The sequence below is a fragment of the Bacillus sp. NMTD17 genome (assembly GCF_002998735.1).
Lineage (GTDB): Bacteria > Bacillota > Bacilli > Bacillales > Bacillaceae > Bacillus.
In genome coordinates this window covers 16,305-38,040 of record NZ_PVRH01000009.1, presented here as the reverse complement: position 1 = coordinate 38,040, position 21,736 = coordinate 16,305, and the positions used below count along the sequence as shown (strand labels likewise).

Below are 21,736 nucleotides of genomic sequence, written 5' to 3'. Positions count from 1 at the left end.
TCATATTATACGATATTTTAAGAAATCTCTTGTTTCTCAAGATAGAATGTACCAGTCGGAATGGATGCCCATTTTGGTGTGTTGTGATCAAGCCTGATGACAACAACCGTCATATCGTCGTCAATTTGACCCGCTCTTGTTCGAATGACCTCTTCCATTAATAAATCAGCAATCTCTTGCGGATCTTCTGTTTTAAAGCTTTTCATTTTGCGCTTCACCCACAGATCATGATTTTCAATATGCTTTGGTCCTTCGAAAATGCCATCACTCATCATAATCAGCAGATCTCCTGCCTTCATCTGTTCACTCACTACCTCCACTTCAAATTCATCAATAATCCCAATTGGTAAGTTGCTCGCTTGTACCTTCATCACCTGATCACCCCGTTTAATAAAGCTGGGTGTTGAACCAATCTTGAGGAACTTACAGCTCGCATCCTGTAAATCAATAATTGATAAATCTAATGTAGAATAGATTTCATCCGTCGTTCGTAAAGATAAAATACTATTAATGGTTTTGATTGCCACTTTTTCATTGATACCTGACGCCAATATTTTTTCTAACAGCTTAATCGTTTCATTGCTTTCAAAATGAGCCCTTGCTCCATTGCCCATTCCATCACTAATAGCTGCGGCATATTTGCCCGCACCCAGCTCCATCATGCTGTAGCTATCCCCAGACACTAACCCTCCGCCTTTCGCTGCATGCGCTACGCCTGTAGCCACTCGATATGATTTTGCAGAGCCGAATACAACGTGGCAATAGCCTGTTGGGTGCTCTGCACACTGCTCTGCTTTGACTAAAATCTGTTCTTCTAAAATATCTGAGAGCATGGGAGCGATGATTTTTTCACATTCACCATGTCCTTGGCAATATGGGATTCTCATTTCAATATCGACATTCCCCTGCTCCAAGCTATAAATTTCTACTTGCTGAATTTCAATCCCAAAGTGCTGAAGTGCTTCTATCATCTGCTCTTCTTGAATAAAATGCTGTTCTCTTTCTCGTTTTATTTCCCGGGAAAAATCCTCCATCACTTGTGAGACCCCCATCAGCTGTTCAGCTACAAGTCGTCTGCTGTCTTGGACCTTTTTCTTCAGAGTCTGGTTGGCTTTATAGTAAGCGATCTCCTCTTCAATCAATTCCTCGACATGTTTTGATTTTGAGCAGTGCTGGCTAAATTTCTTCTTCAATTTTCGGTTATGCTCGTAGGTTTTTTCATCAGATTCATGCATAACTTGTTTCATCAGTTCATAGGTTGTATCAAAGTTCTGCACCCAGCATTTATTTTTCTTATAGCACGTTTGACAGGATCGTTCTGTGATCGTACTTAAAAAAAGATCTACATCCTCTTCCTGCTTCTTTTCTTCAGGAATGGATTCGTAAAATGTCGCAAAACTCTCAGACAGCGCATGAAATACATTAGAAAATTGGTCTACCTTTTTTGCAGTCACATCTCGTACTTTCCGGGCGTATTGCTGCTGTTCCTGTACATGCTCTACCGTACCAGGAATATATTTCGCTACCTTAGAGGTCACTGATTGTGGCGTGAGTAAGAAGAGCGCAACTGCAATAAGTGATTCATACAGCGTGGTCACGAGACCTGCTGATCCTTCTCCGTATAGGGAAATAAGTAAGGAACCCACAATTAAGCCAATGGCTGCGCCTGCTTTCTTCCCCTCTTTCAGCAATCCCCCTAATAAGCCTGAAAAGGCAAGAAGACTCATCTGATAAAGGTTTCCGATGTTAGCGAGACCGAGAATTAATCCTGTCACGACACCCACCGTACAACCAATACTGGCTCCTCCAATAAAGGCAAAGCTCAGCACTACATAACGTGACAAAATATGCTCTGCCTGCATCCCTTGAAATGTGATACCAGCCAGACCTGTTAAAACTGAGGCAATTAAAATCATAAAGCAAATAATTTCTTCAACCTTTAAGGAGTGTTTGATTTTCCTGACTGTAAAAATCGGCAGGCTTTGAAGGAAAATCAGTGTCAAAATGAAGGCAAGTCCTGCTTCAACACCCGCCATGACGTAATCGTAGCTTTGCACAGCACCTTGCTCTAGGTAAACAAATGCTCCTCGGGTGATCAGCATTGACAGCACAATGACAACCGGCAATGTTTTCACTGGGTCTTTGATGATGAAAGAAACCACCTTGGACATAAGGAGAAACACGATCAACGACGCAAACACAAACAATGCGTTTTGAGGTGATATCGTCATGGCTCCAGCGAGTAAAGCGAGACAAGCAAGCATGGCCTTATCTCTTTTGATAAGCAGCATGGAGCCGAAGAAAGGCAGAGCAAACGGCATAATTTCAGATAAAATAAAGGCTCGTCCTAATAAAAAACCAAGTACAACATAAATAAACCCTTTATAGAAAAAAAGAGAATGCGTGTGATGAAGAAACAAGTTTTTCATCTTTTTTAACCCTGCACTGATTCTTTCAAACCCCGCTCCTGTTAAATCAGTTCTTCTTTCTAGTTTTTCCATCTTTTCATCCCCCACCTGATATTCGTTGCTTGTCATTATAGCGAAGGTGAAAAAGAAATTTTGTCAAAAGAAGTTGTCGTTTCCATAAAACGTTCGACGCTTTATTCGTCAAAGAGGCATACTTTCATGAAAGTCGATGTCTTTCATCAGAATTTTACGAAGACACAAAAAAACAGCCTTCCTAAAGAAAGCTGTTTTGAAGATGACCCGTACGGGATTCGAACCCGTGTTACCGCCGTGAAAGGGCGGTGTCTTAACCGCTTGACCAACGGGCCTTGCTTTTATGTTCTACTAAAAAGGATAGCGGCGGAGGGGATCGAACCCCCGACCTCACGGGTATGAACCGTACGCTCTAGCCAGCTGAGCTACACCGCCATAATAAAAATGCGCTAAGAAGCACAAGATCTATAATACAAAGGAATCGCTTGTCCGTCAATAGGAAGTTCTAAATTAAATGAAGAAATCTCAAAAAATGTCGTATGGATCAAGAAAAAAAGCACCTGCGGACAGCAGGTGCTTTGTTGTGAAAGATATATAGAAAGCAGCAACAAGTTAACCTCTTCTTGCTCCGCGTCCCCCACGTTTTGATTCCGTGTTACGTTTTAAAGATGTTAAGCGGTCTTCACTATCTTTTAAGAATTTGTTCATTTTTTGCTCAAACGATTCCTTCGGACGGAAATCATTTCTGCTCGGTCTTGATTGTTGTTGTTGAGGACGATCTTTTGCTTTTTTAATGGACAAGCCGATTTTACCGTCTTTTTCAACGTTAATCACTTTCACTTCAACTTGTTCACCGACTTTTAAATGCTCATTAATATCTTTTACATAGTTATCGGCTACCTCACTGATATGAACGAGACCAGTTGAACCGCCTGGCAACTCCACAAAAGCTCCAAAATTTGTAATGCCCGTAACTTTCCCTTGTAACTTGCTGCCAACTTCAATCGACATAAAAAAAGTGCTCCTCCTTAGACTTATAAAAAAATCTCATTTGTTCAATTATACATAAACTGAATTTTAAGTGTCAACAAGGCTAATCGCTCTTATTGCCCACATCAAAGATTTTTTCGCCTTTTTTGGACATATAATAGTCTCGTCGTGCCAGTTCGAGTACGTATTCTTTGCTTTTCAGCTTTTTAATTTCATCAGAAATATCTTCCTGCTTTGTTTGTAATTGCTTCAATTCTTTTTCAAGCGCAACCTTCTTCTCTTCTTTTTCCTTTAATGAGGACGATTGCGACCAGAGGGCACTTGTCACCAAGACAGCAAACATGAGCACAATCACACCAAACACGGTAAGCCTTCTAAGGAGTCCACGGCGTTTGCGTTTTAAGCGCTGTGCTTGCTGTTCCATTTGTTTTTGGTAATCATTTTGAATTTGTGCGATATTTCTTTTTCTCTTGTTCAAGGTTGAAGGCCTCCTCTCTTACTTTGTCCAGAATTGTTTCCATTTCGTTTTGATGGTACCAGATAATTTCTTGGTCCCTTGTAAAATTCCTGCTCCTTTAGAGAAAAACAATCTCATTGATGTTCGCCATTTTTCGGGAATCCGATGAATAATGGTCACATTAAGTAACCAGATGAGCGGATAACAAACTATGGACAGCACCTTCCACACGAGCCGAAACGTAAAATGAACAAGACGTAAGAGCAAGTGGAGCAAGAACATAATAGCACTTATAATCAATGTCAGCAGCCAGCGAATTGGCTGGAAGACGATGGACATGACCAGCCGTTTAAGGACGAGAGCGGTCTGATACACACACATCATCATAAACTTGAGAATGTTCATATACAGCTGTTTCATCAATGCCTGATACATCGAAAAACCTAGTGCAACGGCTAGAAAGATATAAAGCCTGAATTCTCCTTCATTTGTCAGCAGCAGGACATAAAAGAATAAGAGGCCCTGTACCAGCCAAAAAAGGAGATCGTGTATAACCAAAAGCCATTTTGCTGTCTTTTCCCGATTCACAAACAGCTTGTACGTATCAAGCGATGCGCCCAGCCAGATGCCCATCGCTACCATCGAAAGCATCGTATAAAACTGGACTGTCAGCGTCATTTAAACAGCTTGCTAAAAAATCCTTTAGCTTTCTCCCCGTGCTGCTCATCTACATAAATTAAGTCAAAGACACGCCCTTTGATCGATACAACGCCTTTTTCGACGTCTAGGTTTTTCATTTGCAGATTTTCTCCACGGATAGCGAGAATCCCCATGACCGTCTCAAGCAGAAATTCTTCATTATCAAAGCTTTCCACCTGTTTGACACCGGTAATATCTAAATGCTTTCTGTTTCGCATTGTGACATTGTGCTCCGCTTCTGATGACAGCTTCGTGCCTTGAGGTTGATTATAATATTGATTCATTTATACATCCCCCATATCTCATACTTGCATTGTTACTGCATTGTATGTGACAGGAGGATCATTTAGAACAAGCCCTATTCTGCTGTTTTTTCTTCTTTTAGCACAGTATACATGCCAGCGGCTTCTTCTTTTTTCGTCGTGTCCTTTAACTCGTTGACTTGAACCGTCACAAGTTTTTGACCAAAACGGATTTGAAGCTCGTCTCCTTCTTTCACGTCAGAGCTGGCTTTCGCCTGTGTGCCGTTAATAGAAATTCTGCCTTGATCAGCTACTTCTTTTGCCAATGTTCTTCTTTTAATTAAACGGGACACTTTTAAAAATTTATCTAGTCTCATGTATGCTCACCTCTTTCTATACGTTTGGCATCGTTCCATAGATCGTCCATTTCCTCTAGCGTTAAGTCATCTAATGAACGTCCCATGTCCTTTGCTTTTTGTTCGATATGCTGAAAGCGACGCATGAATTTTGTGTTGGCGGAAGCGAGTGCCGTTTCAGGCTCTAGCTGATAGAACCTTCCAATGTTGACGAGAACAAACAAAAGATCTCCAAATTCATCTTTCATCTGCTTCGTTGCACTTTCGTCCGGCTTCTCTGCCACTTCAACGAGAAATTCCTGCTTCTCTTCTTCGTATTTGTTCCAAATATCTTTCACATCTGTCCAATCAAAGCCTACTTTGGCGGCTTTCTTTTGGAGCTTATATGCCTTTGTTAGTGCTGGAAGCGTCGCCGGGATGGATTGCAAAATGGAGGCTGCCCGCTCCGGCTTCTCCTGCTGCTTGATTTTTTCCCAGTTGGCGACCACATCTGCTGCTTCAGAAACATTTGTGTCACCAAACACATGGGGATGTCTACGAATCATTTTTTCTGTGACATGCTGGATGACGTCATCAATTGAGAAAAAGCCGTCATCTTCACCAATTTGGGCGTGAAGTAACACCTGCAGCAGCACATCTCCGAGCTCTTCCACCATATGGTCTGGATCATCTTCATCGATCGCTTCAAGCAGTTCATAGCATTCTTCAATTAAATATGGTTTAAGTGACTCATTGGTTTGTTTTTGATCCCATGGACAGCCGCCCGGACCTCTTAATGTACGTATGACGTCACGGAAAGTGTCAAATTGTTGAAAAAGCAGCTTTTCATCTTGAATCGGAGGTACATAAACACTCGTTAAGTTATTTATCGACACATCTCGATCAAGTTCAAATAAAGGAACGGCAGTAATCTGTTCCTGACTGCTTCCAGCCGCAGTCACAATATAGACTTCATAATCGTCAGGAAGCTTTTCCATCAGCGTGAGTTTCACATTCGAAGCGGTCAGCTGATCATATACCTGACAAATGAGGACATGCTGGGTCAATTTCAGATCGTCCGCTCTCATATCTCCTGCATCAACGAATTGTAATCCCTCGATTGGGTCAATCTGCAAGGAGTTAAACGTCGCATCCAAAAAGCTTTGTCCACCAGCAACAGACACCTCAATCCCGCGCTCTTGCTGCTGAGAAACTAATAGCTGGACGGTCTTTTCTGCGACAAATGGGTGTCCTGGTACTGCGTACACAATATCCTTTTCCGCAGCCTCTGTAAATAAAATTTCAGTGATTTCCTGATATACCGAATCAAACTGATCGTGCTTTTCATAAATTTCATCAAAAAAGGTCAGCGATGAGACCTCCTGCATCAACTCTGCGGTAAGCGGATGATCCTGCGTTCTCATAAATACTTCTTTCGCCTGCTTCAGCTGCTTGTATACACCGAGCGTCAGCTGATCCATGTCGCCTGCCCCGAGACCGACGACGGTAATCTTACCTGCCATTTCGATTCCCTCTCATCTGTTTAAAATATAAAATCTTTTCTCCTAATGGAATGAGTCTCCATTCCTCGTCCGTAAATACTTCTAGCTTAAGAATACTATATAAAAAGGCGAAACCACCAATAAAAACTGACGTCAGGCTCTCTAAAACGAAAAAAGGACGTTTTTCAAAGGGAATGACCCAAGAAAACAGTGCCTGATACCCTATTAAGACAATGGCCATGAAAGCAGCCGATAAAAGAATTTTCACTGGGAACAGCTCTCTCAACGAAATCCATCCTTTATGCCTCAAATAAACGGCATTGAGCAGAGCCGCAGCGAGAAAACCACATACGGTTGACCATGCGGCACCGTAGATGCCAAATAGCGGGACAAGTGCAAGCGTTAGTATCCATTTCACCAGCACACTGAGAATCACCACAACAGCCGGATACACAGTATGCCCGAGCCCTTGAAGTAAAGCTGCTTGCGTAATCGCAATCGATGTAAATGCGATGGAAATACAGAATATTTGCAGCGCATCGGTGCCTAAGTCATTACGAAAAAGCATGGTGTTGACTGACGCTAGAATACAAATCAGCCCAACTGCTGAACCAATCCCTAAAACCGACGTGGTCTTAAACGATGTACGCACTTTTTGCCTTATCGCTTCATGCTCTCCATTCCTCATGGCCGCCGATAAAAATGGCACAAGAGAGGTTCCGATGCTAATGGCAAACACCGTCCCTAGCTGTAAGAACGGCTGTCCTCGGTCATACACACCTTTTGCCGCTTTTGCCGCGGCTTCACTCAGACCCTCACTGCGCAGCAACGCATACAGATGAAAGGCATCAACCATTTGCATCCATAAAATGAGCAATCCGCTGACACAAATCGTGAATGTATACAGCACCAAACTCTTCAAAACATCCTTTTTCCGAAGTGTCGCCTGTTTGCTTGTCATACTTGCAGCAGGCTGTTTCCGGTATGTCAGCCAAAGAAAAAGAAGCAGTATAAGCGAGGCCGCACTCCCCGCTATGGAGGAGAAGACCGCACCCGCCCCTGTTTCATAAAGCGAATAGCCGCGCCTCACGAAATAGAAGGATAAAACAAGCAGGACGCCTACCCTGATGAGTTGCTCCACCAATTGAGAAATAGCCGTTGGAAGCATCATACCGTCACTCTGAAAAACTCCCCTCAGCATCACGGTAAGCGGAAGAAATAAAAACACGAAAGCACTCATTTGGATGAGCAGGATTAATTGACTGTCCGCCATAAGGCTCGCAATTCTGCCTGCTCCTATGTAAAGACAAAGAAATAAGACCAAGCTCAGTAAAGTGATATAGACCAAGGATACCCTTGTAATGATCCTTCGATTCTCTTCCCCATGCTCACTCAGAAGCTTGGACACCATGACAGGAAACCCTGTGGTGCCGAGCATGATGGCAATGCCAAGGAAGGGATACACTTGCTGATAAATATAAAACCCTGTGTCTCCTACGATGTTCTGGAACGGAACACGATAAACGGCACTTAGTACCTTTGATAACAAGCCTGCGATGGTCAAAATCACCGCACCCTGGAAAAGCCAATGCGGCTGATTCACAGCATTTTTCATGGATGACTCCTTTAAAAATAGATCTACAGTTAAACGCACTCATTATATCATACGTGAATGAAAAGCCGTTTCTTTCTAAGGAGTAGACGGCACATTCCTCGTTTTGTTTCATCCCATATAAAAAACGCCGACAAAATCAAATGATTTCATCGGCATTCTTTCATTTTATCTATATGATATAGAATTATTAGACCTAATGTTCCATTTGACGGGCTAAGAAGCCAGCTGCCGTTTCTGCCGCTTTATGCTCCACTTCTCCCATTGAACGCTCTTTAGAAAATAAGACGACGGCGCCAATCGGATCTCCGTTTGCAACAATAGGTGCAATGGTATAAGCAGATACGTCATCATCAATACCATCGACAAGTTGAATTTCTTTTTTGCTTTCTTCTAATACAGAATTACGCTGGTCCATTGTTCGTTCAAGTAAATCACTGATGGATTTGTTTAAGTACTCTTTTTTCGAACTGCCGGATACAGCAATATACGTATCTCGATCACAGATCAGGATGGAATGACCCAAACTGTCGAATAATGCATCAGCATATTCCTTCGCAAAGTCTCCTAGCTCACTAATCGGCGAATATTTCTTCAAAATCACTTCTCCATCGCGGTCGACGAAAATCTCAAGCGGATCTCCTTCCCGGATGCGCAATGTTCTGCGAATCTCCTTCGGAATAACCACTCTACCTAGATCATCGATGCGGCGTACAATTCCAGTTGCTTTCATTCACTGCTGCCTCTCTTTCGTTTGATGATGTGTTGGGTGAATGGAACAAAAGCGTCCACTTTATGCAACATTCACCACTTGACCCTGAGTTTAGTATCCGTCACATCAAACGTAATATACACGAGAGACAAACAAAATTTTATGAAGATGGAATGGTTTCTTTTTTCACTTCTTGAAGGCCTCGAAGCATATTCAGAACGATCTCAAGCCATTCCTCAGTCTTCTTGCCTTTCGTTTGAACAGAAATAATCAGCTTGCTGCCTTCCATTCCCAAGCCTATATCACGACCATATTTACTGCTGAGCGCAAATAATTTTTGACCGTCGATTTCACTGCTTGCTTGCTCTTCAAGAGTAAGCCTGACAATGCCTTTCTCCATCTTGATCAGTTCGACACGTTCCTGCACTGCGTATACTTTCATCGTCGCAATCGTGAACAAGTCCGCCACTTCTTGCGGATATTCACCAAATCGGTCGATCATTTCATCTTGAAGCTCTTTTCGCTCTTCGATTGATCCAATCGCTCTGAACTGTTTATACATCTCGATCTTTTGCTTCCCATCCGAAATGTAAGTGTCCGGGATGTAGGCATCGATTTGCAGATCGATTTCCGGTTCGAATTTATCTTGAGCCGTTGTATCGCCTCTTCTTTCCTCAATGGCTTCTTTCAGCATTTGAGAATAGAGGTCGAATCCAACAGAATCAATGAATCCATGCTGCTGTGCACCAAGTAAATTTCCTGCTCCTCGAATCGTTAAATCACGCATCGCAATTTTAAATCCTGATCCGAGCTCTGTGAATTCTTTAATAGCTTGAAGTCTCTTCTCTGCTACTTCAGACAGAACTTTATCTTTTCGATACGTGAAATAAGCATATGCGACACGATTCGAGCGTCCTACTCGTCCTCTTAGCTGGTACAGCTGAGAAAGCCCCATTTTATCCGCATCGTGGACGATGAGCGTGTTCACATTTGGAATGTCGACTCCCGTTTCAATGATGGTGGTACTGACCAATACATCTGATTCACCTTCAAGGAAATTGATCATCACTGATTCCAGCTCGTTCTCACTCATTTTCCCATGTGCATAGCTGACTTTCGCGTCTGGGACTAGCATAGAGATTTCATCTGCTTTGCGTTCAATATCTTCAACACGGTTGTAAAGAAAGTACACTTGACCGCCGCGTGCTAGTTCTCGCTCAATCGCTTCTCTGACTAAAGCGCCATTGTACTCGACCACATAGGTTTGAACAGGGAAACGGTTTTCAGGCGGTGTCTCAATAACCGATAAATCCCGTACGCCAAGCATAGACATATGCAGCGTACGCGGAATTGGCGTAGCCGTTAATGTCAGTACATCGATATTGGCTTTCATCTGTTTAATTTTCTCTTTATGCGTCACACCAAAACGCTGCTCTTCGTCAATGATCAACAAACCTAAGTCTTTATAGACAATATCTTTAGAAAGCAAACGGTGTGTGCCGATGACCATATCAATCGTTCCGTTTTTCAGCCCTTTTAACGTTTCGGTTGTTTCTTTTCTTGTACGGAAACGACTCAGCTGAGCGATTTTGACAGGGTAGTCTTGGAATCGGTCCATAATCGTGTCAAAATGCTGCTGCGCTAAGATGGTTGTCGGTACAAGCAGAGCAACCTGTTTTCCGTCAGCAATGGCTTTGAAGGCCGCTCGAATCGCCACTTCTGTTTTTCCATATCCCACATCTCCACAAAGTAGGCGGTCCATTGGACGCTCCCGCTCCATGTCTTGTTTGATTTCGTGAATCGAACGGATTTGATCATCTGTTTCCTGGTAAGGGAACGCTGATTCAAACTGGCGCTGCATCTCATGATCAGGCGAGAAGGCATACCCTTTGCTTGCCTCACGTTCCGCATACAGCTTAATGAGATCATCTGCGATGTCCTGTACAGATGTTTCCACTTTTTTCTTCACACGTTTCCAATCGCTGCCGCCTAGTTTGTACAGCTTTGGTTCTTTACCTTCTGATCCGACATACTTCTGCACCTGATCAATTTGTTCAACCGGTACATAAAGCTTATCGCTTCCTTGATAATGAATATTTAAATAATCTTTATGAATGCCGCCGATTTCAAGCGTTTCAATTCCTAAATACTTACCGATTCCGTGGTTAATGTGCACCACATAATCGCCGACTTGAAGCTCTGAATAGCTCTTAATTCGCTCTGCATTGGTCAGCTTTTGCTTACGTGCCTGCTTCTTCACACGTTTCTTGAAGAGCTCGCCTTCTGTGATCACGGCAATTTTCGATAACGGCAGTTCAAAGCCTGTTTGCAGCTCACCTTGTAAAATATACACCTGTCCGCTTACAAGCTCGGCGTCCGGCTTGGCAAGAGCGGCTTCAATGTCATAATCATGTAAGACAGAAGATAGTTTATCTGTCCGCTCTTCATCCGCACCTAAGAAGACAACTGTGTATTGTTGTTTTTTGTAGCGTTCAATTTCACTCGCAAGCACATTCATCTGCCCGTGGAAATTCTGCATTTGCTTACTAGATACATTGACGATATTTTGCGGATTTGTCTGCTGGACATGTCTCAGAAACAAGGAGTAGTACAGAATAGACCGCGATTGCTGATTGATCAGTTGTTGGAACGGGAAAGAAAGGGATAAATCATGAAGGATATTACCTTCTTCAAGCAGGCTAATTGTCCAATCAGCTTCTTCCTGTTCAAGCTGTTCTTCCATCTCCTGAATTCTGCTAATTTCATCTAAAATAATAATCGTATCCTGTGATGTGTAATCTAGCAAACTAGCAGGCTTTTCATAGAAATAGGACAGGTACTTCGTCATTTCCTGTGTCACGATACCTTCTAGCAGCTTCTCTCGATCAGCAGAAATATGTTGATGAAGCAGTTCTTTTTGCTGGTCTGAGTTAAATTTCTTTAAGCTCTTCGCAAGTCCTTGATCAAGCTGTTCAATGGCTCTCACTCGTTCAGAACCTCTCACAATCAGCTCTTTTGCGGGACCGATTTTAATCTCTTGAAGTGTTTCTAATGAACGCTGTGTATCTGAGTGGAACGTTCGAATCGAGTCTACTTCTGTATCAAACAGCTCAATACGGATCGGATGATCTTCCGTTAACGAATAAATATCAATGATTCCTCCGCGCACACTAAAATCTCCGGGCGCAGCAACCATCGACGTCCGGTCATAACCGATTTGTACAAGTTGTTTTGAAAACGCCTCCAAATCAATTTCTTCACCGAGCTTTAAATGGATCTGACTCTCCTTCCAGAGCTCAACTGGCGGAAGCATTCTGCGCACCGCTGCAGCCGGTGTGACGATAATGGGGTTTTCTCCATTCGCCAGCCGGTTCAGAACATCTAGACGCTGTGCTCTGAGCTCAGGGCTGGCAACGGCAATTTCTGAAGCAATGAGTTCATTAACAGGATAAAGAAGGACCGAGCGATCTGAAATCACACTGGCAAGATCATCTGTTACCTTCTGCGCTTGATACAAGTTGTGAGTCACAATAAACATCGGCCGCTTAAGTTCGTCTGATATAGCGGCTGTAAATAAAGATCTGACGGAGCCTGATAGTCCGGCGAGCAGCTGTTCTTTTAACCCTTCCTTTAGCCCATTAAAAATGGACTGAAAATCATCACTTTGTTTGATAAATGATTGTATATTTTTCATTTGGCTCCTCCTCCCTGCTTGTTTAAAACAGAAAAACGCTTTGGTCTATTATCTACACCAAAGCTTTTTATTGAATAAAGGTATGATACTGATGGTAATCAGGATTTCTTTCGAGCGCCTCTTGGCAATCCTCACAAATGGTTTGTACATGTAAATCACCATTTTCCCTATAAGAAATCATATCGTTTCTTTCCTCATTTGTTAAGTGATGAAATCCAAGTGCTTCACTTTGAACAGCGGATTCATCTAGACTGCCAACCTTTACACCACAGTGCCGGCAGTAATAATGCAAAGCCATACGTGATCCTCCCATGCTGAGATTTTATAATCAGTATGTGCTTTGCTTATCATTCTTATACCTTCTTGTTAAAATCATTCATCACTTCTAAAAATGGCTTTGTTAAAGCCGCCTCGCAAGCTTCGACAGACGCCTGAATGGCTGATGCAATGTCAGGCTGCTCCTCTTCAGAAAAGCGTCCTAGCACGTAATCGACGACCTTCATGCCATTTTGAGGACGTCCAATGCCGATACGGAATCGGTCAAACTCAGGTGACCCTAAATGCTGAATCAACGATTTGATTCCATTATGTCCGCCTGCACTTCCTTTTGTACGCAAACGAATCCGCCCAGTTGGCAAATCAAGATCATCATAGATGACTTTCAAATGTTCAAGTGGAATATCATAGTAATCCATTAGCGGACGCACGCATTCTCCTGATAAGTTCATATATGTAAGCGGCTTTACAAGTAGAACCTTTTGCCCTGAAACAAACCCTGTTCCAAATTGTCCATGGAATTTTGATTGATTTAAGGGGATGTCCCATTTTTTCGATAATTCATCTATTGTCATAAACCCGACATTATGTCTTGTTTTTTCATATTCTTTTCCTGGATTACCTAATCCAACGAATGCAATCATGAAACCAATAACCTCCTTTGTCACAAAGCACACGCCTAAAAAATGAGCCAATAGGATTGCCTCATGTAAAAACGTATGAATTCTTTTCATTCTAGCACAAAAGACGCAACCGCGGGAGGGTTACGTCTCTAAATGACCAGTTATTCTCCATCGTTATCCTTTTCTTTAATGGCCTCAGGTTCTTTTAATTCCTCTTCGCTATCTGGCTCAGGAACCTCTGATTGCTGAGGCGGCAAAATGGATGCAACGACTTCTTCTGGATCGTTATTCACTTGATATGATGACTGAACAGACAAATCAGCGACTGTTAGGACATCATTTACTTCTAAGTTTGTAATATCTGCTTCAATATGCTGCGGGATATCTTTTGGTTTCGCTGTAATGGATAGTTCAAATAGTGGCTGCTGAAGCACACCGCCATCTTTTACCCCTTTAGATTCGCCAATCAGCTGGACAGGTACATCTGCTTCAATTTCACGCTGTAAGTCGACCACTTGGAAATCTGCATGGACAAGCTCATTTTTCAGCGGATCTGTTTGTAATTCTGTGACCATCACGGATTTTGTTTCACCGTTCACGTCTAATGTGATGATTGTATTCTTTCCTTCATCACGTAAGGTCTTTAATAAATCGATGCTGTCTAGTGAAACAGCCAGGTTGTCTGTATTTTTTCCGTATATGACACCAGGAACGTGTCCTGAATGACGGATTTTTTGCAGTGTGGAACGTTTGAAATCAGTTCTTTTATTTGCTTTTAAAGTTGCCATATTCAGCACCATCCTATTTCATTTTTGTCACTACTCTCATAATTACCCATAAGCGAATCATTTTAAACCTATTTGCTCTGAATGATGACAGCAAAAAGACCCCAAGCTGATGCCTAGGGCCTTTTTTAATCAGAAAATTAGCTAAAAAGGTAGCTCACAGATTCTTCTTCATGTACACGGATGATGGCTTCTGCAAGCAAAGGCCCAACTGAAAGCGGAATGAATTTTTCAACTTTCTTGTCATCTGTTAAATGAATACTGTTTGTCACAACCAATTCTTTTATTTTAGAATTTGTGATACGTTCTACTGCTGGTCCAGACAATACTGGGTGAGTACAGCAAGCATATACTTCAGCCGCTCCATTTTCCACAAGTGCATTTGCAGCAAGTGTAATGGTACCAGCCGTATCAATGATATCATCGATGAGAATCGCCGTTTTGCCTTCAATGTTACCAATGATGTTCATCACTTCAGCAACATTTGGCTTCGGACGACGTTTGTCGATAATAGCGATTGGCGCTTTCAGGCGGTCTGCCATTTTACGCGCACGTGTCACACCACCGTGGTCTGGAGACACAACGACGATATCCTTCAAGTTTTTCTGTTCGAAATAGTTAGTTAAGATTGGCACAGCCATTAAGTTATCGATTGGAATATCAAAGAAACCTTGGATCTGCGGCGCATGAAGATCAAGTGCAATGACACGAGTAGCACCTGCTGTCTCAAGTAAGTTCGCAAAAAGCTTCGCAGTGATTGGCTCACGAGGTTTTGCCTTACGATCTTGACGTGCATATCCGTAATAAGGGATCACGATATTGACCGTTTTCGCAGAAGCGCGTTTTAGTGCATCCACCATAATGAGCAGTTCCATAATGTGCTCATTGACTGGCGCACTCGTTGATTGAATGACATAACAATCACAGCCGCGAATACTTTCTTCAATATTGATTTGGACTTCACCGTCACTAAAGCGTTTAACAGAGCTCTTTCCTACATCAACTCCGATACGATCGGCAATTTCTTTAGCAAGTTCAGGGTTTGAATTCAAAGAGAATATCTTTAAATTCGCATCAGCATAACGATTAGACATGGTAAACCTCCGGGTATTTGGATTATTTTTTATGAATATTTTTCACATAATCTTCTTTATTGACTTGTCTTGCTCTAGCAATAGACAATGCATCCTGCGGTACATCTTCTGTAACCGTTGAACCAGCTGCAACATATGCCCCTTTTCCGACAGTGACTGGTGCTACGAGATTTGAATTACAGCCAATAAAAGCGCCATCTTCAATCTTCGTTAAGAATTTGTTCTTCCCATCATAGTTGACTGTAATAGATCCACAGCCAAGGTTTACATCAGTTCCGACCTCTGCATCTCCAATATAGCTTAGATGAGATGCTTTGCTGCGGTCACCGAAAACCGTTTTCTTGATTTCGACAAAATTCCCGATCTTCACTTCATCGCCAATTTTCGACAACGGGCGAATATGAGCAAACGGCCCAATTGTCACATCGACTCCAACCTCACTATCGCAGACGACAGATTGCTTAATCACTGTGCGATCTCCGACGATGCTGTCAACAATTTCAGTGTTTGGCCCAATAGTAGCGTCTGCACCGATTTTTACATTCCCTTTGATGACCGTCCCAGGATAAATGATTGTATCTTCACCGATGACAGCATCTGGTGAAATATACGTGTTCTCAGGATCAATCAAGGTCACACCATTCTTCATATGCTGATGATTAATACGTCGCTTCATGAATTGCTCTGCTTGTGATAGAGCGATACGATCATTGACTCCAAGTGTTTCTTCAAAATGCGGTGTTTGATATGCTGCAACCGTTTGCCCTTCATTCTTTAAAATTTCAATGACGTCTGGCAAATAGTATTCACCCTGTGCATTTTCATTCGATACTTGCTCAATCACACGGAAGAGATCTTCATTTGAAAAACAATAGGTCCCTGTATTAATTTCATTCACTTGACGTTCCGCATCATTCGCATCTTTATGCTCCACAATTTTCACGACAGCACCGGTTTCGTCACGAATAATACGACCATAACCTGTCGGGTCATCCGCATGTGCAGTTAAAATAGTGACTTTCGCTTGATGTTTTTGATGCTCGCTCAACATAGCTTCCATTGTTTCCGCTGTCAATAATGGCGTATCACCACAAATGACAATGGTTGTTCCCTTTTCCTGCGCAAGGAACGACTTTGCTTGTTTGACGGCATGTGCTGTTCCCAGCTGTTCTTCTTGAAGTGCATACTCACTTCTGTCTCCAAGCTGCTCTTTGACGTTCTCTGCTCCATGACCGACGATCGTCACTAGCTTGGCTAAAGAAAGCTTTAACGCTTCATCTGCCACATGCTCGACCATTGGCTTTCCGCAAACTGGATGAAGTACTTTGTATAGCTTTGACTTCATTCTCGTTCCTTTTCCCGCTGCTAAAATCACTGCGAACCGCTTATCCATTGATTGGCCTCCAATATCCCTATTATCCATAGAAAAATATATCCTAAATAAGGACTGATTTCAAGGATACAAGAGGAAGTGCAATAATTTTCTAATGGATGAAAGACATAAGAAACAAGAGAAAAAACGCAAAAAAGACAGCATTTAAAAGAAAACATTCCATTTTCTCTTAAAGCTGTCTTTTTGGATTCACATATGATTAAGAAGCTCCAGCTTCTTCATATTCAATTGTTTCTTCCTCTTCGCCTAAGCGATGATATTCATTTAATACAGCATCTTGGATTTTACCCCGAGTACCTGAATTAATTGGGTGTGCAATATCGCGAAACTCTCCATCAGGCGTGCGTTTGCTAGGCATTGCCACAAACAACCCATTGTTTCCATCAATCACACGAATATCATGAACAACAAATTCGTGGTCCAGCGTGATGGATGCAATCGCCCTCATGCGACCATCGGTATTCACGCGGCGTAATCTTACGTCAGTAACTTCCACAGTAGTTCACCACCTTTTCCCAATATAAAAGCATTACTTAGGTATTCAACGATTGTGGTGATTCTCCTGCTCTTTTTTTAAACTTTTTTTGAAATATCGGGATATTTATACATTATTTGTCATTTTGGTGACGACGCTTACATTCTTTGCGTGAAAAAAAGACATCATGATGATGTCTTTTCCTGCATATGATGAAACCAAACGGCTTTCGTTGAGACTGCCTGTTTACTTTACTAATGCAATTACTTCAATTTCTACGAGTGCATCCTTAGGAAGTCTTGCTACTTCCACACATGAACGAGCTGGCTTATGTGTATGGAAATACTCACCGTACACTTCATTTACTTCTGCGAATTGTTCCATATCTTTGATAAAAACTGTTGCTTTCACGACTGTCTCAAAGGAAGCACCTGCTGCTTCAAGTACGGCCTTAAGATTACGGAACACTTGATGTGTTTGTTCTTTAATATCTCCATTTACAAAGTCTCCAGCTGGCGTTAATGGAATCTGCCCTGAGCTGTAAAACATGTTATTGACAATAATCCCTTGAGAGTAAGGTCCAATGGCTGCTGGTGCATGTTTGGTTTGAACAACTTTTGTCATATCAATCTCTCCCATTCAACTACATGTTTGATCAAAGCTTAAGCTTTCGAATGAAAAAACTCGTGGAAATTGCCTTCATTGATCTCAATGATCTTCTGCTTCATATCAATGGTTGAAAGCTTTAAAAGCGATACATATTCATCAACGAGACGTTCATTTACGCCTTCATCTTCTAAAAGAACACCGATCCCTGCAACATTTGCATTAAATTCCTCAAGCAAATTCATCATGCCGTTAATGGTTCCGCCCGCTTTCATAAAGTCATCAATGATTAGGACATTGGATCCTTTATCTAAACTCCGCTTTGCAAGTGACATGGTTTGAATTCGGTTAGACGAACCTGACGCGTAGTTAATACTTACAGTTGATCCTTCGGTTACCTTATTATCTTTTCTAACGATCACAACAGGCACATTTAAATAACCCGCAACAGAATAGGCAATTGGAATACCCTTTGTCGCAACGGTCATGACGACATCAATCGCACGGTCTGCAAAGATGGTCGCAAACAGCTTACCGATTTTCGCAAGAATTGATGGATTACCTAAAACATCGGTTAAATATAAATAACCGCCAGGAAGTACACGTTCAGGAGTCGATAGAGCCTCTCCGATATCGTTTACTACGTCGTCTGCTTCTTTTAGGTGAATCTTTGGAATATATTTCACTCCGCCAGCAGCACCAGGTACAGTAAGCAATGTGCCTATTCCCTGCTGTTCGAAGGTCTGTTTGATAATCGTTAAGTCTTCACTAATAGAGGACTTCGCAGATTGATATCTTTCTGCAAAAAAAGTTAACGGTACTAGTACGTGCGGGTGGGCTAACAAATAATTTGTTAAGTCCACCAATCTGCCGCTTCGACGAAACTTCATGAACTTACCCCCAGAACCCGAATAATTTATGATAAATATAACTTAATATACGGATTTAATCAAGGGCATTTTGTTCGCCGATCATGCGGACAGCGTATACTTGATCACAAAATCCTCTCAGTCCGTTATATATTCTTTGTACCTTCGATTCATATTGAATCAAGCCAAATACTGTAGGGCCGCTTCCACTCATTAAAACAGCGTCAGCACCGAAACGCTTCATCTGTCTTTTGATCATATCTACTTCTGGGTACATCTTTAATGTCACAGACTCTAGAACGTTGCCGAGTGAGCCGCACATCTCTTTATAATCTTTCGCTTCAATCGCTTCAATCATACGCTTTACATTCGGGTGTTCTACTTTGCTTGCGTCATATTGTCTATAGACTTCAGCTGTAGATACCCCAATCACCGGCTTCGCTAAAATCACCCAGCAATGCGGCGGTGTCGCAATATGCTTCAGCTTTTCTCCACGTCCTGTCGCTAGTGCTGTGCCTCCGTGTACACAAAAGGACACATCTGAGCCGATCTCCGCTCCAAGCTCAGCTAGTTCATCTAACGTGAGGTTCAACTTCCACAAACGATTTAAGCCGCGAAGAGCTGCTGCCGCATCACTGCTGCCTCCAGCTAAACCTGCTGCGACTGGAATTGTTTTCGTGATGACAATGGATACACCTTTTTGAATACCGAACCTTGTTTTGAGCAATTTAGCCGCCTGATAAGCCAAATTACGCTGATCATCTGGCACGAATCGATTATGAGATGATACACGGATTTCATCCTTGTCCAGCTCCGTCAGCTCTAGTCGATCTGCAAGGTCTATTGTTGTCATCACCATCTCCACTTCGTGATATCCATCCGGTCTTTTTCCATGAACATCAAGTGAGAGATTAATTTTTGCCGGTGCTTTTTCTAAAATACGCAAACATTTCACCTACTTCTCCATCTAAACATAAGTATCAATATTGTATCACATTTGATGGATCTGATGAATATAGGCTTTTACGCCGAGCACACTGACTTTTTCATCAAAAAAAGCCAGAGACACCCGAGGTATCCCTGACCGTTTTTCTATCGTTGATTCTCATCCTGAGCCATGTGCTGTTGAGCTAATTCAATGGCACGTTTGACCATATTACCTGCGTCACGCGCACGTATCTCTCCCCAGCCTCCATTTTTGACGGTATCATAAAATCCAAGATCCTTCGCCAGCTCGTATTTGAACTCATCTGACATAATACCTCGGCGTCTACCCAAACGAAACAGCCCCTTTAGTCGAGAATTCGAATCAGTGCCACTGCTTGTGTGGCTTTCTTATTTTGTATCGAATCCTTTCTTTTACCCCTTTCAAAAAATGGACAGACTCCCATTCAGAAAAAAAGGCAAAACAAAAAGCAGTAAACAAGAAGTTCACTGCCCATTAATAGGCGACTGAGCTAGCGGTATCATCGAACGTTAATTCGACCGTCTCAGTCAGTATATCTGCATAACTATAAGAAACTCTTTCAAACGAATTCTCATCTTGATCTAATTGAATCACAAATACAGAAGGGTACGTTTCAGCTAAAATGCCCGAACGCTCAATTGTTTTACGGCGGCCCCCGTTAGCCTTTAACGTCAAACGTTTACCTAAGTTACCATCAAGCGATCTTTTGATGTCGGACAAAGTCTTCGCCATTGCATCCACCTCACTGAGATAATTATACAACAACGGCTCGTTTTTGTCAAATAAAAATTAAATTATATCAACGAACACGAGCCATTGTCAACAAAATAATTTTGACAAACTTCTACCTTTTCTTCTCCCTATTTTTCTCAAATTCCGGTGAATTATGTATCCTTTTGCAATTTCTTTTTGAACATAAAAAAAACCAGACTGAAATCAGTCGGGTTATGTCGATTCATGGTCTCTTTTATATGGCATACCTACCCTTAGAACGCCCTTCGTCTCGATGCCTCCGAGGCCTTTTTCTCTTGTTAATGTATTTCGGAGCACATCCCACACGTTGATTCGATCTACAAATGGAGTGAAGCTGATCTTCGCAACGATATAGACGGGGTCGAGCGCATGGATATTCACACGGGAAGGCGAGCTCGCAAAATTGGCACCTGCTTGGATCAATGATTCGAAATGAGATTGACAGGCACCTGCAAAGATCACAAGCTGATCTAAATGAGGAATTTTCCGTCTTGCTTTTTGAACCGTTTCAACGAAATGACGAGAATGGCGATAGGCACTGATATCATGTACGCCGCCCTTTTGCTTGGAATACGCATCATGTCCTGTGATGACCAAAATATCTGGTCGATATTGATCAATTAACGAGTCAATCATGCTTGGCATTTTCTTCTCATGGCAATGCACACCGTACACAGGTACACCAATTCGTTCATATACATCCAAGCATTTCTTTAAGTATGAAGCATCTCCATCTAAATGAAGGACCTTTCCAGGCATGTGAAAATACTGCTCTTGATGCTGATATTGTCCAGAAGTATAATACTCTTGTTTTTCCCGCAGCAGCTGATAATCCTGTCTAAGTAAGTCAAGCGATTCATTGATTTTTCGTTCGTCATTTTTCTCTCTAGTCAGCTGTTCCTCTTTTTGAACCTTGACGAGATCTGACAACTTGGCATCAGCAATCAGCCTCACTTCATTCCCATGCAATATGGCGGTAGCTTCGTGCTGATCGGTCTCATCAATTCGAATGATTCGAAACAAAATATCCATTTGATAGGATGCCCTTGTCACCATATCTCCTATTTGAAATTGCATGCTTTTCACTCCACAATCAGGCTCATATCCTGTTGGTATCGTCTTACGCTAAAATATGTTCTTCTTTCATGTGTGCTGTTCTTTCTAGCCTATGCCCGAACGAACAAAGTGGTGAAAAACAAAAGAAAAAAGCC

At 42.2% G+C, this 21,736-nt stretch carries 22 protein-coding genes and 2 tRNA genes; all 24 read right to left on the bottom strand.

From position 1 onward, the window contains the following. Positions 1–17: 17 nt before the first annotated feature. On the bottom strand, positions 18–2,501 hold the full coding sequence (spoIIE, locus tag C6347_RS18820; RefSeq protein ID WP_034665738.1) for a stage II sporulation protein E: 2,484 nt from the start codon (positions 2,499–2,501) through the stop codon (positions 18–20). Between the two features lie 203 nt (positions 2,502–2,704). Continuing rightward, positions 2,705–2,776 (bottom strand) — tRNA-Glu (locus C6347_RS18815). Positions 2,777–2,802: 26 nt separating this feature from the next. Continuing rightward, positions 2,803–2,876 (bottom strand) — tRNA-Met (locus tag C6347_RS18810). A gap of 177 nt (positions 2,877–3,053) precedes the next feature. Then, positions 3,054–3,452, bottom strand: a complete 399-nt coding sequence (locus C6347_RS18805; protein WP_003217901.1) for a S1 domain-containing RNA-binding protein — start codon at positions 3,450–3,452, stop codon at positions 3,054–3,056. Between the two features lie 82 nt (positions 3,453–3,534). Next, complete coding sequence (locus C6347_RS18800) at positions 3,535–3,909, bottom strand: FtsB family cell division protein (RefSeq protein ID WP_003217952.1); 375 nt, start codon at positions 3,907–3,909, stop codon at positions 3,535–3,537. Between the two features lie 18 nt (positions 3,910–3,927). Beyond that, positions 3,928–4,566, bottom strand: a complete 639-nt coding sequence (yabQ, locus tag C6347_RS18795; protein ID WP_060595359.1) for a spore cortex biosynthesis protein YabQ — start codon at positions 4,564–4,566, stop codon at positions 3,928–3,930. Next, complete coding sequence (gene yabP, locus C6347_RS18790; protein ID WP_034665732.1) at positions 4,563–4,871, bottom strand: sporulation protein YabP; 309 nt, start codon at positions 4,869–4,871, stop codon at positions 4,563–4,565. The genes yabQ and yabP overlap by 4 nt, the downstream gene beginning before the upstream one ends. Positions 4,872–4,945: 74 nt before the next feature. After that, the gene (locus tag C6347_RS18785) at positions 4,946–5,206 is read right to left on the bottom strand and encodes an RNA-binding S4 domain-containing protein (protein WP_008341839.1); all 261 of its coding nucleotides are present in this window, start codon (positions 5,204–5,206) and stop codon (positions 4,946–4,948) included. Beyond that, entirely contained in the window at positions 5,203–6,687 is a 1,485-nt protein-coding gene (gene yabN, locus C6347_RS18780) for a bifunctional methyltransferase/pyrophosphohydrolase YabN (protein ID WP_106048783.1), read from the bottom strand. Before yabN ends, C6347_RS18785 begins: the two co-directional genes overlap by 4 nt. Continuing rightward, entirely contained in the window at positions 6,677–8,281 is a 1,605-nt protein-coding gene (locus C6347_RS18775) for a putative polysaccharide biosynthesis protein (RefSeq protein WP_066031451.1), read from the bottom strand. Before C6347_RS18775 ends, yabN begins: the two co-directional genes overlap by 11 nt. Before the next feature lie 193 nt (positions 8,282–8,474). Continuing rightward, on the bottom strand, positions 8,475–9,011 hold the full coding sequence (gene spoVT / locus C6347_RS18770) for a stage V sporulation protein T (RefSeq protein ID WP_003217990.1): 537 nt from the start codon (positions 9,009–9,011) through the stop codon (positions 8,475–8,477). A gap of 139 nt (positions 9,012–9,150) precedes the next feature. Further along, the gene (gene mfd / locus C6347_RS18765) at positions 9,151–12,684 is read right to left on the bottom strand and encodes a transcription-repair coupling factor (protein WP_060595356.1); all 3,534 of its coding nucleotides are present in this window, start codon (positions 12,682–12,684) and stop codon (positions 9,151–9,153) included. Between the two features lie 67 nt (positions 12,685–12,751). Further along, a complete protein-coding gene (gene fin, locus C6347_RS18760; protein WP_003217967.1) occupies positions 12,752–12,982 on the bottom strand; it encodes an anti-sigma-F factor Fin in 231 nt (76 codons plus the stop codon). A 55-nt stretch (positions 12,983–13,037) separates the two neighbouring features. Further along, on the bottom strand, positions 13,038–13,604 hold the full coding sequence (gene pth, locus C6347_RS18755) for an aminoacyl-tRNA hydrolase (RefSeq protein WP_012008658.1): 567 nt from the start codon (positions 13,602–13,604) through the stop codon (positions 13,038–13,040). Between the two features lie 140 nt (positions 13,605–13,744). Then, positions 13,745–14,371: a 50S ribosomal protein L25/general stress protein Ctc gene (locus tag C6347_RS18750; RefSeq protein WP_106071957.1), complete on the bottom strand. Its 627-nt coding sequence runs from the start codon at positions 14,369–14,371 to the stop codon at positions 13,745–13,747. Positions 14,372–14,508: 137 nt separating this feature from the next. Further along, positions 14,509–15,462, bottom strand: a complete 954-nt coding sequence (locus tag C6347_RS18745) for a ribose-phosphate diphosphokinase (protein WP_060595354.1) — start codon at positions 15,460–15,462, stop codon at positions 14,509–14,511. Between the two features lie 22 nt (positions 15,463–15,484). Next, the gene (gene glmU, locus C6347_RS18740) at positions 15,485–16,855 is read right to left on the bottom strand and encodes a bifunctional UDP-N-acetylglucosamine diphosphorylase/glucosamine-1-phosphate N-acetyltransferase GlmU (protein ID WP_034665711.1); all 1,371 of its coding nucleotides are present in this window, start codon (positions 16,853–16,855) and stop codon (positions 15,485–15,487) included. A 199-nt stretch (positions 16,856–17,054) separates the two neighbouring features. Next, complete coding sequence (spoVG, locus tag C6347_RS18735) at positions 17,055–17,351, bottom strand: septation regulator SpoVG (RefSeq protein ID WP_034324487.1); 297 nt, start codon at positions 17,349–17,351, stop codon at positions 17,055–17,057. A gap of 225 nt (positions 17,352–17,576) precedes the next feature. After that, positions 17,577–17,954, bottom strand: coding sequence for a 2-iminobutanoate/2-iminopropanoate deaminase (ridA, locus tag C6347_RS18730; RefSeq protein ID WP_034665708.1), 378 nt, complete (start codon positions 17,952–17,954; stop codon positions 17,577–17,579). Positions 17,955–17,992: 38 nt separating this feature from the next. Then, positions 17,993–18,826: a pur operon repressor gene (gene purR / locus C6347_RS18725; protein ID WP_034665706.1), complete on the bottom strand. Its 834-nt coding sequence runs from the start codon at positions 18,824–18,826 to the stop codon at positions 17,993–17,995. A 55-nt stretch (positions 18,827–18,881) separates the two neighbouring features. Next, positions 18,882–19,751 (bottom strand): 4-(cytidine 5'-diphospho)-2-C-methyl-D-erythritol kinase, encoded by an 870-nt coding sequence (gene ispE / locus C6347_RS18720; RefSeq protein WP_060595352.1) that lies wholly within the window; start codon positions 19,749–19,751, stop codon positions 18,882–18,884. A gap of 146 nt (positions 19,752–19,897) precedes the next feature. Beyond that, on the bottom strand, positions 19,898–20,083 hold the full coding sequence (locus tag C6347_RS18715; protein ID WP_012008653.1) for a small, acid-soluble spore protein, alpha/beta type: 186 nt from the start codon (positions 20,081–20,083) through the stop codon (positions 19,898–19,900). 163 nt (positions 20,084–20,246) lie between these two features. Next, the gene (gene veg / locus C6347_RS18710) at positions 20,247–20,504 is read right to left on the bottom strand and encodes a biofilm formation stimulator Veg (RefSeq protein ID WP_003217979.1); all 258 of its coding nucleotides are present in this window, start codon (positions 20,502–20,504) and stop codon (positions 20,247–20,249) included. 213 nt (positions 20,505–20,717) lie between these two features. Next, the gene (gene yabG / locus C6347_RS18705; RefSeq protein WP_034620903.1) at positions 20,718–21,602 is read right to left on the bottom strand and encodes a sporulation peptidase YabG; all 885 of its coding nucleotides are present in this window, start codon (positions 21,600–21,602) and stop codon (positions 20,718–20,720) included. Between the last annotated feature and the right edge of the window lie 134 nt (positions 21,603–21,736).

Bases quoted from the DNA above. Each gene is read 5' to 3' on its own strand.
- yabG (WP_034620903.1), bottom strand. From the start codon at position 21,602: ATGCAATTTCAAATAGGAGATATGGTGACAAGGGCATCCTATCAAATG.
- glmU (WP_034665711.1), bottom strand. From the start codon at position 16,855: ATGGATAAGCGGTTCGCAGTGATTTTAGCAGCGGGAAAAGGAACGAGA.
- yabP (WP_034665732.1), bottom strand. From the start codon at position 4,871: ATGAATCAATATTATAATCAACCTCAAGGCACGAAGCTGTCATCAGAA.
- C6347_RS18745 (WP_060595354.1), bottom strand. From the start codon at position 15,462: ATGTCTAATCGTTATGCTGATGCGAATTTAAAGATATTCTCTTTGAAT.
- mfd (WP_060595356.1), bottom strand. From the start codon at position 12,684: ATGAAAAATATACAATCATTTATCAAACAAAGTGATGATTTTCAGTCC.
- veg (WP_003217979.1), bottom strand. From the start codon at position 20,504: ATGGCGAAGACTTTGTCCGACATCAAAAGATCGCTTGATGGTAACTTA.
- pth (WP_012008658.1), bottom strand. From the start codon at position 13,604: ATGATTGCATTCGTTGGATTAGGTAATCCAGGAAAAGAATATGAAAAA.
- C6347_RS18750 (WP_106071957.1), bottom strand. From the start codon at position 14,371: ATGGCAACTTTAAAAGCAAATAAAAGAACTGATTTCAAACGTTCCACA.
- C6347_RS18775 (WP_066031451.1), bottom strand. From the start codon at position 8,281: ATGAAAAATGCTGTGAATCAGCCGCATTGGCTTTTCCAGGGTGCGGTG.
- ridA (WP_034665708.1), bottom strand. From the start codon at position 17,954: ATGACAAAAGTTGTTCAAACCAAACATGCACCAGCAGCCATTGGACCT.
- spoVT (WP_003217990.1), bottom strand. From the start codon at position 9,011: ATGAAAGCAACTGGAATTGTACGCCGCATCGATGATCTAGGTAGAGTG.
- C6347_RS18785 (WP_008341839.1), bottom strand. From the start codon at position 5,206: ATGAGACTAGATAAATTTTTAAAAGTGTCCCGTTTAATTAAAAGAAGA.
- yabQ (WP_060595359.1), bottom strand. From the start codon at position 4,566: ATGACGCTGACAGTCCAGTTTTATACGATGCTTTCGATGGTAGCGATG.
- spoIIE (WP_034665738.1), bottom strand. From the start codon at position 2,501: ATGGAAAAACTAGAAAGAAGAACTGATTTAACAGGAGCGGGGTTTGAA.
- C6347_RS18805 (WP_003217901.1), bottom strand. From the start codon at position 3,452: ATGTCGATTGAAGTTGGCAGCAAGTTACAAGGGAAAGTTACGGGCATT.
- purR (WP_034665706.1), bottom strand. From the start codon at position 18,826: ATGAAGTTTCGTCGAAGCGGCAGATTGGTGGACTTAACAAATTATTTG.
- yabN (WP_106048783.1), bottom strand. From the start codon at position 6,687: ATGGCAGGTAAGATTACCGTCGTCGGTCTCGGGGCAGGCGACATGGAT.
- fin (WP_003217967.1), bottom strand. From the start codon at position 12,982: ATGGCTTTGCATTATTACTGCCGGCACTGTGGTGTAAAGGTTGGCAGT.